Source organism: Nocardia camponoti (assembly GCF_014646135.1).
In the GTDB taxonomy this organism is placed as follows: Bacteria; Actinomycetota; Actinomycetes; order Mycobacteriales; family Mycobacteriaceae; genus Nocardia; species Nocardia camponoti.
This window is the reverse complement of sequence record NZ_BMMW01000006.1, coordinates 169155-183544: the sequence shown is the minus strand read 5'-3', so window position 1 is coordinate 183544 and position 14390 is coordinate 169155. Positions and strand designations below refer to the sequence as shown.

11 protein-coding genes are annotated in these 14390 nt (G+C 66.4%); 8 read left to right on the top strand and 3 right to left on the bottom strand.

All coding sequences use genetic code 11. The features are described from left to right. Positions 1 to 247: 247 nt before the first annotated feature. From IEX78_RS22835 to hisH, 8 genes are all read left to right on the top strand, one after another. On the top strand, positions 248 to 2281 hold the full coding sequence (locus IEX78_RS22835) for a TRAP transporter permease (protein WP_188831110.1): 2034 nt from the start codon (positions 248 to 250) through the stop codon (positions 2279 to 2281). Positions 2282 to 2312: 31 nt separating this feature from the next. Then, positions 2313 to 3302: a TAXI family TRAP transporter solute-binding subunit gene (locus IEX78_RS22830; protein WP_188831109.1), complete on the top strand. Its 990-nt coding sequence runs from the start codon at positions 2313 to 2315 to the stop codon at positions 3300 to 3302. Between the two features lie 207 nt (positions 3303 to 3509). After that, positions 3510 to 5702 carry an acyltransferase family protein gene (locus tag IEX78_RS22825; RefSeq protein WP_229684257.1) on the top strand — a complete coding sequence of 731 codons (2193 nt, stop codon included), beginning with the start codon at positions 3510 to 3512 and terminating at the stop codon, positions 5700 to 5702. 76 nt (positions 5703 to 5778) lie between these two features. Next, positions 5779 to 7368 carry a serine/threonine-protein kinase gene (locus IEX78_RS22820; protein ID WP_188831108.1) on the top strand — a complete coding sequence of 530 codons (1590 nt, stop codon included), beginning with the start codon at positions 5779 to 5781 and terminating at the stop codon, positions 7366 to 7368. Positions 7369 to 7554: 186 nt separating this feature from the next. Next, the gene (gene hisD, locus IEX78_RS22815) at positions 7555 to 8892 is read left to right on the top strand and encodes a histidinol dehydrogenase (RefSeq protein ID WP_188831107.1); all 1338 of its coding nucleotides are present in this window, start codon (positions 7555 to 7557) and stop codon (positions 8890 to 8892) included. After that, positions 8889 to 10022, top strand: coding sequence for a histidinol-phosphate transaminase (locus IEX78_RS22810; RefSeq protein WP_188831106.1), 1134 nt, complete (start codon positions 8889 to 8891; stop codon positions 10020 to 10022). Before hisD ends, IEX78_RS22810 begins: the two co-directional genes overlap by 4 nt. After that, entirely contained in the window at positions 10019 to 10633 is a 615-nt protein-coding gene (hisB, locus tag IEX78_RS22805; protein ID WP_188831105.1) for an imidazoleglycerol-phosphate dehydratase HisB, read from the top strand. Before IEX78_RS22810 ends, hisB begins: the two co-directional genes overlap by 4 nt. Continuing rightward, entirely contained in the window at positions 10630 to 11259 is a 630-nt protein-coding gene (hisH, locus tag IEX78_RS22800) for an imidazole glycerol phosphate synthase subunit HisH (protein WP_188831104.1), read from the top strand. Before hisB ends, hisH begins: the two co-directional genes overlap by 4 nt. 1 nt (position 11260) lies before the next feature. Here hisH and IEX78_RS22795 read toward each other — a convergent pair whose 3' ends face one another. The 3 genes from IEX78_RS22795 to IEX78_RS22785 form a co-directional block, all read right to left on the bottom strand. Continuing rightward, positions 11261 to 12211 carry an alpha/beta fold hydrolase gene (locus tag IEX78_RS22795; protein WP_188831103.1) on the bottom strand — a complete coding sequence of 317 codons (951 nt, stop codon included), beginning with the start codon at positions 12209 to 12211 and terminating at the stop codon, positions 11261 to 11263. A gap of 46 nt (positions 12212 to 12257) precedes the next feature. Next, positions 12258 to 13028, bottom strand: a complete 771-nt coding sequence (locus IEX78_RS22790; protein ID WP_188831102.1) for a helix-turn-helix domain-containing protein — start codon at positions 13026 to 13028, stop codon at positions 12258 to 12260. 64 nt (positions 13029 to 13092) lie between these two features. Continuing rightward, on the bottom strand, positions 13093 to 14319 hold the full coding sequence (locus tag IEX78_RS22785; protein WP_188831101.1) for a DUF2786 domain-containing protein: 1227 nt from the start codon (positions 14317 to 14319) through the stop codon (positions 13093 to 13095). Positions 14320 to 14390: the final 71 nt, after the last annotated feature.

Sequence of the window (14390 nt, the reverse complement as noted above, 5' to 3'; positions counted from 1 at the left end):
GACACTTTCGCGCGGGACGCAACGAGCCGCGTGGCCCGGGCCAGCCGCGTGAACCCAGCCAACCCCGTGGGCGCCGACGACCTGAACGGAGCGTCACCCCACTCGCCGGGGTAGCTCTGGGCGAGCGCCGCCGGTTCACTGCCAATGCCCTTGAGGCGCAACGTCAGTGAGTTCTGTCACTTTTGTCCAATCGCAACATCGTCGTTTCCGCACTACGAACCGCATTCGCATTGTTATCGTCGCGCTCATGAGCTCCACGCCTCCGGTTGTCACTACGGCCGAACTCGGCGTGGACGACCAAGAACGGCCCGCGCGGCACCTCACTGGGTTTCCCGCGCGACTCGTCGGCGGCACTGCCCTTGTGCTTGCGGCGCTTGCTGTGGCGCAGGTGTTTCGGCCGCTCCCGCAGGGCAGTCAGTACTACCTCGTCATCTTCCTCGCGATCGCGCTTCCGCTAGTTTTTCTGAGTTACCGCTCCGGCTGGGGCAAGCTCGACAAGGCAAGTGGGCCAGCGGTTCTCGACTGGGTGCTCGCCGCGCTCGCGGTGGTTGTGTGCCTCTATCCGGTGTTCGATTACAACGCGTTCCTCGACCGGCAAGGGATGTTGACGTCCACCGACGTCGCGTTCGGTGCCGTGCTGCTCGTGCTGATTCTGGAAGCGTGTCGGCGCACGACCGGGCTGATTCTGCCGCTGGTCTGCGTGAGTTTCCTCGCCTACGGCTACTACGGTGGACTGCTGCCGCAGAGCTGGGCGATCGCGCACGCGGGTCTCGACTTCGACCAAATCATTGACGCGCTCTACAACTCCGGCAGCGGCTTCTATGGCACGCCACTCGACGTCGCCGCCAGCTACATCGTGCTGTTCACCCTCTACGGCGCGGTACTCGAATTCTCCGGTGCCGCACGGTTTTTCGTCGAACTTTCGGTCTCGCTGTTCCGTCGATCCCACAGTGCGGCCGGGCGTACGGCAGTGGCGTCGGGGTTCCTGCTCGGCACCGTTTCCGGGTCGGGTACCGCGACAGCCGTCAGTACCGGCGCGGTCACCTGGCCCATCCTCCGTCGGGCTGGCTACCGGCCCGAACAGGCGGGCGGGATGCTCGCGGCTGCCGGTGTTGGCGCGATTTTGTCACCACCGACGCTCGGGGTCGCGGCGTTCATCGTCGCTGAATATCTCGACGTGTCGTACGTGACGGTGCTCGGCTGGGCGATCATTCCCACGCTGCTTTATTACCTCGGCATTCTGCTTTCCGTCGAAATCGACGCCCGCCGGATTCACGCGGAAGGACGCGCGCCCGTCGAGCTTGCCGATGGTCCGCTGCCCCCATCGGCGTGGAAACTGTTGCTGCGCTTCGGGTATCACTTCTCTTCGCTGATCCTGATCGTCGTGTTGCTGCTCGCTGGCGTGAGCGCGACGCGCGCGGTGGTGTACGCGATGGTGGTGGCGCTGGTGTTGGCTGTGCCGGACCGGTTGTTGCGTTCGGGGCGCACGCGGTGGTCGCCAAAGGTGGTGCTGCGCTTCGTTATTGCCGCGTCGCGCGCCCTTTCGGTGGGCATGTGCGCGGCGTTGCCGGTGGTTGCGGTGTGTGCGGCAGCTGGGGTGATCACGGCGATGACAACCAAAACTGGGCTCGGCGCGCAGCTCGCGTCGCTGCTCGTTCGCGCGGGGACGGCGCTGTCGGACGACCCCGCCATCGTGCTGGCGACCACCGCGGTGCTCGCGGCGATCGCCCTGTCGCTGCTTGGGCTTGCGGTGCCGGTGACGGCGTCGTTCGTGATCGGCTGGGTGATCATTGGGCCCGCGCTGCTTGACCTCGATGTTGTCGCGCCCGCCGCCGCGATGTTCGTTTTCTACTTCTCCGTGCTGTCGGAAGTGACGCCGCCGACCGCGCTCGCCGCCGTTGGCGCGGCCGCGGTGACCGGCGCGAAGGCGGTGCCGACGATGTGGGCCGCGCTGCGTTACGCGTTGCCCGCGTTCCTTGTGCCGCTGATGTTCGTCCTCACCGATGCGGGTGAGCATTTGCTCGGGCGTGGCGCGTTGGTCGACGTGCTGTGGGTGACAGTCGCCGCGTGCATTGGCGTGTTCGCGCTCGCCGCCGCGACCGGTGGGTGGTTGCTTGGCGTTGGCGCGCTGGGGCCCGCCGCACGGGTGCTCGCCGCCGTCGCCGGGTTGATCGCGCTGTATCCGAATCCAACCGCGACTGTCGTCGGGGTCGTTGTGTTGCTCGCGACGATTCCCATCGCGGTGGTGGAACGTCGTAGAACCCTCACCGCCACAACGTAATTCGCGCGACAGCGTCAAAATAGGAGGCACCATGTCGAAGTCAGTCAAGGTTGTGGTGAGCGTCGCGGTCGCGGCGGGGCTGCTCACCGGATGCGGTGGTCGCCAGGACGCGCCGACCGCCGACGCGGGCGGGGCGGTGACATGTGAAGTGAAGTCTGACACCAGGATTGGCATCGCGACGGGCAACGCGACCGGCGTGTATTTCGCGCTCGGCAACGCCTATGCCGAGCAGTTGGCGTCGGCGACGGGCGGCAAGGTGAAGGCGACCGCCGCCGAGACGGGTGCGTCGGTGCAAAACATTCAGCAGGTGGTCGGCGGGACGTACCAGGTGGGATTCTCGCTTGCCGATTCCGCTGCTGACGCGGTCGCGGGCAAGGGGAGTTTCACCAGTCCGCAGCCGGTCAGCGCGCTCGCGCGGCTCTACGACAACTACACGCAGGTGATCGTTCGTGCCGACGCCGGCATCACTTCGCTCGCCGATTTGCGCGGCAAGCGGGTGTCGACGGGGTCGCCGAAATCGGGAACGGAAGTGATCGCGCACCGGGTGCTTGGCGCGGTCGGGCTCAACCCCGACAGCGACATTTCGGCGCAACGGCTCGACCTGACGAAGACGGTGGACGGACTCAAAGACGGGTCGATCGACGCCATGTTCTGGTCGGGCGGGCTGCCGACGCCGGGCATCACCGATCTGTTCACGACGGCAAAGGACAAGGTGCGGTTCCTCGACATCACGTCGACGCTGCCGAAACTCAAGGAGATCAACCCGGTTTATGAGACAGGGTCGATCCCGGCGGCCACGTACGGGCTGGGCGCGGACGTGCCGACGATCGTCGTCCCGAACCTGCTCGTCGTGCGCGACGACCTTGACGCGAACCTCGCGTGCGTGCTGACTAAAACGCTGCTCGCGCGCCAGCCCGAACTGGTGCAGGCGAACCCGGCGGCGAAGGGGATCTCGGCGGCGACAGCGGGGAAGACGACCCCGGTCCCGCTGCACCGCGGGTCGGCGGAGGGGTTGCGCTAGCGAGTCCGGGTCGGGGGATTGATCGCGGGCGCGTTGGTCGCCTGCGATTGGTCACCCGCCGTATGTTGTTTGGTTGGTTTTGTGGTTGTGGGCGGGTGGTCGGGGTCATTGCTTGCGGCGGGTTGTTTGCATAGCGGTGTATCTGTGCGGCAAATTGGGGGTTAATAACCGGGGTGTGCCCGGTGTGGGTTGGAGTGGGTGAGGTCGGTGACAGAACTGCGGATCGGCCCGTCGGACCCTGCGCCCGACTCAGCCGACGGCACCCGCTCGGCCGCCGCGCCGCACGCGCTCGTCAAGTTGCCGCGCGCCGCTGCTCCCGCGCACCAAACCGGTGCGCACAAAATCGTTGCGCCCCCGTCGGCCAAACCGCAACCGGTCGGCACGCCCGCGCCCGCTCGCCCCGCTCACCGTCACGACCTCGATGGGCTGCGCGGCATCGCCATCGCGCTCGTCGTCGCGTTCCACGTGTGGGCAGGGCGGGTTTCCGGTGGCGTCGACGTGTTCCTCGTGCTCTCCGGGTTCTTCTTCACCGGGGCGGTCGTGCGGGCGGCGGAGCGGTCGGGTGGGGTCGCGTTGCGGGCCACGATCGCGCGAACCGGGCGTCGGCTCATGCCTTCGCTCGTTGTCGTGTTGGTGGCGATCGCGGTGGCGACGGTCGCGCTGCGCCCCTACACACAATTCGGCACCACCGCCGAACAGACCATCGCCACGCTGTTCTATACCCAAAACTGGTATCTCGCGACCGCCGAACTCGACTATCTCTCGCCCGATCCGTCGGTGAGCCCGCTGCAACATCTGTGGTCGATGTCGGTGCAAGGGCAGTTCTACCTGCTGATTCTCGCGGTTATCGGGGCGTGGGCGGCCGCGCGCAGGAAGGGCGTGATCGGGCGGCGTGGCCTGGTGATCGCGTTGGTCGCGATCGGCGCTGCCTCGTTCTGGTACGCGGTTTTCGGCACCGGACAGCATCAGGCGTGGACCTACTACGACAGTGCCGCGCGCGGCTGGGAACTGCTCGTCGGTGCCGCGCTCGCGATCGCGGCACCCTGGTTGCGCGTGCCGAAGAGACTGCGCGGTCTGCTCGCGGTCGTCGGCCTGCTCATGGTCCTGACCTGCGGACCCCTGTTCGATGGCGCGAACCAATTCCCTGGCGTCGCGGCGCTGTGGCCGGTCGGTGCCGCCGCGTTGGTGATCGTTTCCGGCGTCACCGCCACCGACACGAGCGTCCATCGGGTCCTCGGCAGTCGCGTGTGCACGCGACTCGGCGAACTCGCCTACCCGCTCTACCTCTGGCACTGGCCGCTGCTGATCTTCTTCCTCGCCCAAAGCGGTCGGACGCACGCGGGCCTCGTCGACGGACTCGCCGTCATCGCGATCTCGCTCGTCCTCGCCGCACTGACGCATCGCTACGTCGAACAACCGCTGCGCGCCCGTCGAGCTGGCGAAGCGGCGCCCGCGCACCACCGGTCGACCGGCGTGATCGTGAGCGCGCTCGCGGGCGCGGTCATGGCTGCGGCGATCAGCTGGCAGCTCGTCGTCCTTACCAACCCGGCGACCCCGCCCGGCGACCTGTCGACCCAGCACTATCCAGGCGCGGCGGCGCTCACGCCAGGTGCGGAGTTCCCTGACGAACCGATGCGACCGTCGGTATTCGAAGCCCACGTCGATACCCCCGCCGCCACCTCGGACGGCTGCATCACGCCCAATCGGGAAGTGCGAGTGTGCACGTACGGCGACCCGAACGCGACCCGCTCGATCGCGCTGGTCGGCGGTTCGCACTCCGAACACTGGCTGCCCGCGCTGGAACGGCTCGGCGTCGAGCGTGGGGTGCGGATCGTGTCGTATTTGAAGGAGGGCTGCCCGCTGACGCTGTCGGACGAGCCTTCCTACGCCGAATACCCGTTCCCGGAATGTCGGGAATGGTCGGAAGAGGTGCTGGACCGGCTCGCGGCCGAGCGGCCCGACTGGGTCTTCACCCTGTCGACTCGGTACCGCTCAAGCGGCGACGGCGACGAGGTTCCGCCCGAATATTTGGCCGCGTGGACCGCGCTTGAAGAACGCGGACTGCACGTTCTAGCTATGCGCGATACGCCTAGATTGCGCCGTGACGGCGTCTTCTACCGCGCCGATGACTGCCTCGCTCAACGCGGCACCCCCGACAGCTGCGGTGTCGACCGCAAGGTCGTCCTCGACCCCGTTGACCCCGCTCACCAGCCCGCTGCCGGTTATCCGAACGTGTGGTTACTCGACCTTTCAGATTCGATTTGTCGTCCACAGCAGTGTCGAGTGACCGAAGGCAACGTGATGATCTATCGTGACGAACATCACCTCACGGCTACCTACGCGCGCACTCTCGCAGCGGAATTAGGTCGCCAGATCGGTGCTGTTACCCGGTGGTGGTAGCCCGTCGTGGGCCCAATCCACCCGGTGCCGCACGCGCCAATGCCAGAGGGGGCTACACTCGACACGGGCCATATCCATGGTCAATACGCGGGATGTCACAATTTCGAGAAGGTTCGGAGTAGGCGCCATCGATACCGGTCAGAAGATCGCGGAGCATTACCGCCTGGTCGAGCGTATTGGTAGCGGCGGCACAGGCGTTGTATGGCGTGCTGTCGACGAACGCCTCCAACGCTCCGTGGCAGTGAAGCAGATCCACATCAAGCCCAGCCTCCCCGAGGGTGAGCGCGATGTGTTGCGCCAACGCGCCGTTCGCGAAGCACGCAACGCAGCTCGCTTTCAACATCCCAACGCCATCGTCGTTTTCGACATCACTGAGCACAATGGTGATCCGTGCTTGGTGATGGAATTCCTCCAGTCGGTCAGTCTCGCTGCTGAGTTAGGGCATAAGGGGCCACTACCCTTGGCCGAGGTCGCGCGCATTGGGGAGCAGGTCGCTTCGGCGCTCATCGCCGCGCACTCGGCTGGACTCGTGCATCGTGATGTGAAGCCGGGCAACATTTTGCTTGGCGAGCACGGCGAGGTGAAGCTCACCGACTTCGGCATTTCCCGTGCCGCCGGCGACGTGACGCTCACCGAAACCGGCCTCATCTGCGGCACGGCCGCTTACCTCGCGCCGGAAGTGGCGCGCGGTGCCGACCCCACGCCCGCCGCCGACGTTTTCGCCCTCGGTGCCACGCTGTTCCACGCGCTGGAAGGTGAACCGCCCTACGGCGCGAACGCCAACCCGCTCGCGGTGCTGTACGCGGCTGCCAACGGGAAGATGCGCACGCCCCGCAATGCTGGCCCGGCAACGGATTTCCTGCTCGATCTGTTGAATCCTGAACCGGCAGACCGGCCTACGATGCGCGAAGCGCGAGATACGTTGCGCGCCTTCGCCGATGGCGACGCGGTGCCTGCTGGGTTTGTTCCGGCGAGCGAGTCGTACAACAGCCGGCATAACGGCAATGCGAAGACCCAGGTCATTCGCAACGGCGCGCGCACCACGCACGCTGGTGGGTCGGGTGCGCGTCCGGTGAGTCGGCCGCCGCGTCCGCAGCCACGCAATGACACGGCGTCGCATCCGCGCACCCAGACGTCGCCCGCGCCGCTGCCGCCTAAGCAGGCAGGTAAGGGTCGTGCGGTGCTGATTGGGTCCGGTGTTGGCGCGGTGATCGCGGCGGTAGCGATCGCGGTGTCGGCGTTCAGTTCGTCGGGCTCGGATTCGCCTCAGGTGCAAGCGAATTCGCCGACGTCGTCGCAGTCGTCCGCCAAACCGACAACCACAACGCCGGTTGCGCCGCTTGGCCAAACCGCCAACTCGGGCACCGTCGACATCGGTTCGGCGGGCATGTTGGTTGAGAACTTCTTCAGCGACCCCGCTGGTTCGTGGGCGATGCTCACGCCTGCCGCGCAGAAGGTGTACGGCGATCAGGCGGCGTTCCGGCAATACTGGGGCGACCGCACGATCAACACCTTTAGTTCGATCATGGCGGTGAACGGCAACAACGCCGACGGTTCGACTGACATGCGGTTGGCGAGCATCACGATCAACGGATCGACGAAGTCGATGGTGATGCGCGTGGTGAACACCGCCAGCGGATTGCGCATTGACGGGGATACGCGCTAGATCAAAAAGGGAAGCGGGGCTCAGCGAGCCCCGCTTTTTTGTGCGGTGGGTGCCCTGGGCTGCGGTTTCTTAGTGGGAATCGACGGCCGCGAGGATCGGGCGGGATCTGCGGGAAAACGCCTAGCGCGCGACGGATAGGCTGGTGGCTGACCTGAGCCCAAACACAGAACAGGACCGTTACCCGCTATGACTACCCGCATCGAGCTCGCCCGCGTTGATCTGCGCGGTCGCACTCCTTCCGCTGCCGAGCTGCGCATCGCGCTGCCGCGCGGAGGGGTCGACGTCGACTCGGTGCTGCATCATGTGCGGCCGGTCGTTGACGATATTCGCGACCGGGGTGCGGCTGCCGCGCTTGACTACAGCGAGAAGTTCGACGGCGTGCGGCCCGACACCGTGCGTGTGCCCGTTGCTGAGCTGGCGAAAGCGCTCGACGAGCTCGACCCCGCGGTGCGTGCCGCGCTGGAAGTCGCGATTGAGCGCACGCGCAAGGTCCACGCTGACCAGCGTCGCGTCGACAGCGTCACCGAGGTCGTGCCCGGCGGGGTCGTCACCGAGAAGTGGGTGCCGGTCGAGCGCGTCGGACTGTATGTGCCCGGTGGCAATGCCGTTTACCCCTCGTCGGTCGTCATGAATGTCGTGCCCGCACAGGCGGCTGGCGTTGAGTCGCTTGTTGTCGCGTCGCCGCCGCAGGCGCAGTTCGGCGGCCTGCCGCACCCCACGATCCTTGCCGCCGCCGCGCTGCTCGGTGTCGATGAGGTGTGGGCTGTTGGTGGCGCGCAGGCGGTCGCGTTGCTTTCCTACGGCGGCGAAGACACCGACGGTGGCCCGCTCGCGCCCGTCGACCTGATCACCGGCCCGGGCAACATCTACGTGACTGCCGCTAAGCGCCTGTGCCGTGGGCTCGTCGGCATCGACGCCGAAGCCGGGCCGACCGAAATCGCCGTGCTCGCCGACGCCACCGCCGACGCCGTCCACGTTGCCGCCGACCTCATCAGCCAGGCCGAACACGACGTGCTCGCCGCGAGCGTGCTCGTCACCGACTCGGTTGAGCTTGCCGATGCTGTCGACGCGGCCGTCAACGCGCAGATGAGCGTGGTCAAGCACGCCGACCGCGTCGCTGAGGCGCTCAACGGCAAGCAGTCGGGCATCGTGCTTGTCGACGACATCGACCAGGGCCTGCGCGTCGTAAACGCTTACGCCGCCGAACACCTCGAAATCCAGACCGTCGACGCGCCCGCCGTCGCCGCTCGCGTGCGCAGTGCTGGCGCGATTTTCGTCGGTCCGTGGGCGCCGGTCAGCCTGGGCGACTACTGCGCGGGCTCCAACCACGTGCTGCCGACCGCCGGTTGCGCGCGACACTCGTCGGGGCTGAGCGTGCAGACGTTCCTACGCGGCATCCACATCGTCGACTACACCGAAGCGGCGTTGAAGGACGTGGCGTCCCACGTTGTCGCGCTCGCCAACGCTGAGGATCTGCCCGCGCACGGTCAGGCCGTTCAGGTGCGATTCGGGTCGCTGTCATGACCGCGCCTGGCGCGTCGGCGAGCCTCGATCAACTGCCCTTGCGCGACAACCTGCGAGGCAAATCGCCTTATGGCGCACCGCAATTGACGGTTCCGGTGCAGCTCAATACGAATGAGAACCCGCATCCGCCGAGTCGCTCGCTGATCGACGATGTTGCCGAATCCGTGCGGGAAGCCGCGTCGGAATTGCACCGCTACCCCGACCGCGACGCCGTTGGCCTGCGCGCCGACCTCGCCGCGTACTTGAAGCGGCAAACCGGTGTGCCCGTCGACGTGAGCAACGTGTGGGCGGCCAACGGCTCCAACGAGATTCTGCAGCAGCTCCTGCAGGCGTTCGGTGGCCCGGGACGCACCGCGCTCGGGTTCGTTCCGTCGTACTCGATGCACCCGATCATTTCCGAAGGCATCGACACCGAGTGGATCGAAGCCAAGCGCAACGGCGACTTTTCGCTCGACATCGACTACGCGGTCGCGACGATCACCGAACGTCAGCCCGACGTGGTGTTCGTGACGAGCCCGAATAACCCGACGGGACACTCGATTCCGCTCGCTGAGCTGGAGCGCATCCTCGCTGTCTCCCCCGGCATCGTTGTCGTTGACGAGGCGTACGGCGAATTCTCTTCCGCGCCAAGCGCTTTAGCGTTGATTGATCGGTTCCCGACGAAGCTCGTTGTCACGCGCACGATGAGCAAGGCGTTCGCGTTCGCCGGTGGTCGGCTTGGTTACTTGGCCGCGTCGCCTGCGGTGATCGACGCGATTCTGTTGGTGCGCTTGCCCTATCACCTCTCGGTGGTCACCCAGGCGGCGGCGCGCGCGGCGTTGCGGCACGCGGAGGAAACGCTCGGTAGCGTCGCGGAATTGGCCGCGCAGCGCGATCGCGTCGCCGCGGAACTCGCCGACGCGGGGTTCACGGTGATCCCCAGCGACGCCAACTTTGTGCTGTTCGGTCACTTCACCGACGCGGCTGCGGCGTGGCAGTTCTACCTCGACGAGGGCGTGCTCATTCGCGACGTCGGGATCGCCGGGTACCTGCGCGCCACCATCGGCCTTGCCCGCGAGAACGACGAGTTCCTGCGCGTCAGTCGCGCGATCGCGGCAACCAATCTCATTGTGGGAGAAGCACAATCATGAGCAGAACCGCGCGCATTGAACGCGTGACCAAGGAATCGTCGATCGTTGTCGAACTCGATCTTGACGGCACCGGCAAAACCGAGATCAGCACGGGCGTGCCGTTTTACGACCACATGCTCACCGCGCTTGGCGCGCACGCCAGCTTCGACCTGACCGTGCGTGCCGAAGGCGACATCGACATCGAAGCCCACCACACCGTCGAAGACACCGCGATCGTGCTCGGCCAGGCACTCGCCCAAGCGCTCGGCGACAAGAAGGGCATTCGCCGGTTCGGTGACGCTTACATTCCGATGGATGAGACGCTCGCGCACGCGGCTGTCGACGTGTCGGGGCGGCCATACTGCGTTTTCGTTGGCGAGCCAGAACACTTGGTGCACACCATCATTCCGAGCGCGGGACCTGGCGCTTCGTATTCGACGGTGCTGAACAAGCACGTGTTCGAGTCGATCGCGCAGAACGCGCGCATCGCGTTGCACGTCCGGGTGCTCTACGGGCGCGATCAGCACCACATCACCGAAGCCGAATTCAAGGCTGTCGCAAGGGCTTTGCGCACGGCTGTCGAACTTGACCCGCGCGTCAGCGGCGTGCCGTCGACGAAGGGCGTGCTGTGAAATCGGTCGTGCTGCTCGACTACGGTTCGGGCAACCTGCACTCGGCTGAGCGGGCGCTTGTTCGTGCGGGTGCCGACGTTGAGGTGACCGCCGATTTCGACAAGGCGCTCGCCGCCGACGGGCTGCTCGTGCCCGGCGTTGGCGCGTACGCGGCGTGCATGGCTGGCCTGCGCGAGGTGCGCGGGGAACGGATCATTGGTCAGCGACTCGCTGGTGGTCGGCCGGTGCTTGGCATTTGCGTTGGTATGCAGATCCTCTTCGACCGTGGTGTCGAGTTCGGTATCGAAACCGAGGGTTGCGGCGAATGGCCGGGCACGGTCGCGCAACTGGACGCGCCGATCCTGCCGCACATGGGCTGGAACACGGTGAAAACCCCCGCTGACAGCACACTTTTCGCGGGCATGGACGCCGACACCCGTTTCTACTTCGTGCATTCGTACGCCGCGCAGCAGTGGGAACTCCCCGAAAGCCCCCACATCGCGCCCCCGAAACTGACGTGGGCCGAACACGGCGTGCCGTTTTTGGCGGCAGTCGAGAACGGCCCGTTGTCGGCGACGCAGTTCCACCCGGAAAAGTCGGGGGATGCGGGCGCGCAACTGCTGCGCAACTGGATTGAGTCGCTGTAGATCAGGCTTGGGCAGCGCGAATTGAGTTGTCCGCCAAGAACGCGCGGACGGGCACCGCGCAGCTAGCGGCGTCGTCGAACCAGGGCGCGTGGCCGCCTTGGATCGCGACGAGTTTCGCGCTCGGGATCTTCGCCACGGATGGTTCTGCCTGCTCGGGTGAGCAGAAGACATCGTCGTTGCCCCACACGAACAGAGATGGCGCGGCGAGCTGAGCGAGTTCCTCGTCGGTGAGGATGTTTTCGGGCCGCGGGGCACCGCCGTCAAGAAGTCGGCACAGCAAAGCTCGGTAGGACGCGGCCTGACCGGGCAAGCGCAACGGCAGGCGGTGCAGGTCGAGCATGTCGTCGGACATCGCCCGCGCTGCCGTCTTGCCGATTGCACCGGTCAGCGCGAGCCGCGCGACCGAACGCGGTGACGGCAATCGCATGAGACTTTGGTCGATTCGGCCTCTGACCGGCGACGTGAGCGACGTGAACTCGGGAATCACGCGGGTACCGGGTAATGCGGTGGCCGGGGTGGCGACGATCGCGGCTCGCGTCACGCGGGCAGGTGCGTCGAGCATCGTCCACAGCGTGAACAACCCGCCGAGCGAACTGCCGACAAACGCGGCGGATGTGACGTTGAGGGCGTCGAGAGTTCCCGTCACCACGTCGACGGCGAGTTCGCGGACAGATCGACCCTGCCAGTCGTAGGGCGGGGCGAGGCTGTGCCCCGGGAGATCGACGAGGACGTGGCGGAATCCGGGGAGTTCCGCGATCAACGGGGCGAGACCCATGACTGGCGCGGAAATGCCGTTTATGTGTACGAGGGTGTCGCCGGTGCCCGTTGTCAGTACGCGAACGATGGGTCCGCTCAGGTCGATTAGCGCTTCGGTGATGGTGAGTCCGTTGGCTGCGGCGACGCGTTGTTCGATGGCGCGAATCCGGCTCTCAAGCTGCTTGGCATTGCTCATGTTGGCATTGTTCGCGGGGAGGGCGGCTCGTGTCTTGGACGAATGTTTACGTGCTGAGCGCGCCGGGGGTGGTGCCCGCGAACGCTGTCATGTCGCGGTGCAGGTGAGATTGGTCGGTGTAACCGCACATCATCGCGACCTCGGCGAGCGGGTAACCGGCGGTAATCAGGTCGAACGCCCGCCGAAATCGGACAATCATCGCCGCCCGTTTTGGGGTGACGCCGACTTGCGCGGTAAAGCGCGACCACACGCGCTGGCGACTCCACCCGGTGAGCTCGGCCAATTCGCGCACCTTGACTCCACCGCCCGTGGCGGTGATGCGCGCCCAACTCGCGGCGACCTCAGCATCGACAGACCTGGCTGCTTCGCGTGCACCGAGGAACCGCGTGACGAGCGCGAATCTGGCTGTCCACGTTGAAGTTTCGGAGAGTTGCTCCTGCAGGATTAGCGCTGGCCGGCTCCAGATATCGGTTGGACTGACTAGCGATTCCGCGAGGTCGGTGGGCGCGGACCCGAGCAGGCGGTACGCGGCAAGCGGCGACATCCGAATTTCGACGCACGCGAGATGCTTGGCCTGAACGTGGCGAATACCGGGAACGAGCCCGGCAACTAGTCCGGTGGCGCTGGGCTGGTTCGGGCCATCGACGGTCAGTTGGCTTTCGCCGAACTGCAGGACAATGGTGACCTCGGGCCGAGCGAAGACGCGCATGTCGGTCGCTGTCGCACCGTGGTTGCGGAACCCGTTGAGCGTGACCCCGGCTATCGACATCGTCGACCGCGCGAGCTCCCAACCGGCATCGAGCTGATGTTCCGACATGATGGGCCGCACTCTTTGAGCGTAATGGCTGGATGCGACCGGAGAGGCGGTTGTTGGTCGGCGCCTAATGCGACATGTGCGCGCGGTCAGCCGCCGACGTGCCCGCCTGCCAGCCTTCGGCGCTGCGGACGGTGAAACTTCGCGCGACCGTCGTCGGGAAATAGTGGGCGCACGCCTGTTCAACCCGCGCTTCGGTCGCGGCCAAGACCGGCAGTAAATCGGTGGGCGCGTCGGCGACGGTTGCCGCTGTTGCCTTCGCCAGGTGCTCGCCGATGCGGGTGGCGTATGCGGTGAGGAACGCCTTGCGGTAGTCGCGGGAGCGCGCGTGGCCGGGGGTCGCGTCGCCGCTCGCGATCATCGCGCGGGTTGCCTGGACCAGCAGGGACGTGGTGAGCAATTCGACGGCGTCGAGGTCGGGGTCGTCGCCGACGATGGTCACGAAACCCCAATCCGCGAGGAACACCGCGCGCACGCGATTGGCGCTGGCAACTCGGTCGACGAGCAGGGCTTTCGCGTCCGTGTAGGGCGTGTCGAGCCAGATGCGGCGGGCCGCGGGGAGATGGAGTGGATGGGTTCCCGCTAGGAGCGCGCGGTCGATGGCGTACTTCGTCATCAACTCCTGCGCTTTCGCTGACAGGGTTTCTGCCTCGTCGGGGAATTCCGTCGACTCGGCTTTGGCGAGCAAACCGCGAACGCGCCCAAGGGTTTTCGCGTCGACGTGCTCGTGGGCGACGGTGCTCACCCGCGTGCCCGGGAGCGGAACGATCGGTTCCAGTCTTGGCAGCGAAATCAGCAGCGCGAGTGCCGACAGGATCGCGGTGAGCGCTTCGTCGCTGGTTAGCAGGTCGCGGGCGGCCCAGGCGACCGGATGCGAGCCGGTCCACCAGACCTCGGCTTCGAGGTCGTCAAGTTGGGCTTGCCAGCGTTCGTCGACGGTTTCGGCGGGGAAGTCCGCGCGATGTTCGGCCATGAGGTCGATGAGGTAGCCGACCGCGAAGTCATTGGTGCGTCGGCGCGCGGCTTCGGTGATGTCGGCAGGCAGCCAGCCAAAATCGAAGGCCCGGTTGATGATTCGCTGAGCGGCGAGCGTCACGCCGGCGCTGAGGTCGCCCAGGTCGACCTCGTCAACGAAGCGGTCAACGATCGTTTTGTCGCCCTGGGCGGCGGTGAACGCGACGGTGGCGACCGCGTCAGCGACCCGATTCGCGTCCCCCGAACGGGCGTCGTCGAGCGGCAGTTGCGCCCCGGTCGCTTTGCGCCCGGTGCGCTTGCGTCGATTCTGCTTGCCCATGTGCGCGGTGCCTCCGATCAGCGTGGACGCCCATTGTCGCCGATCCGGACGTGAGCCGAACCCGACGCCAC

Bases quoted from the DNA above. Each gene is read 5' to 3' on its own strand.
- IEX78_RS22830 (WP_188831109.1), top strand. From the start codon at position 2,313: ATGTCGAAGTCAGTCAAGGTTGTGGTGAGCGTCGCGGTCGCGGCGGGG.
- IEX78_RS22820 (WP_188831108.1), top strand. From the start codon at position 5,779: ATGGTCAATACGCGGGATGTCACAATTTCGAGAAGGTTCGGAGTAGGC.
- IEX78_RS22785 (WP_188831101.1), bottom strand. From the start codon at position 14,319: ATGGGCAAGCAGAATCGACGCAAGCGCACCGGGCGCAAAGCGACCGGG.
- IEX78_RS22795 (WP_188831103.1), bottom strand. From the start codon at position 12,211: ATGAGCAATGCCAAGCAGCTTGAGAGCCGGATTCGCGCCATCGAACAA.
- IEX78_RS22835 (WP_188831110.1), top strand. From the start codon at position 248: ATGAGCTCCACGCCTCCGGTTGTCACTACGGCCGAACTCGGCGTGGAC.
- IEX78_RS22810 (WP_188831106.1), top strand. From the start codon at position 8,889: ATGACCGCGCCTGGCGCGTCGGCGAGCCTCGATCAACTGCCCTTGCGC.
- IEX78_RS22790 (WP_188831102.1), bottom strand. From the start codon at position 13,028: ATGTCGGAACATCAGCTCGATGCCGGTTGGGAGCTCGCGCGGTCGACG.
- hisB (WP_188831105.1), top strand. From the start codon at position 10,019: ATGAGCAGAACCGCGCGCATTGAACGCGTGACCAAGGAATCGTCGATC.
- hisD (WP_188831107.1), top strand. From the start codon at position 7,555: ATGACTACCCGCATCGAGCTCGCCCGCGTTGATCTGCGCGGTCGCACT.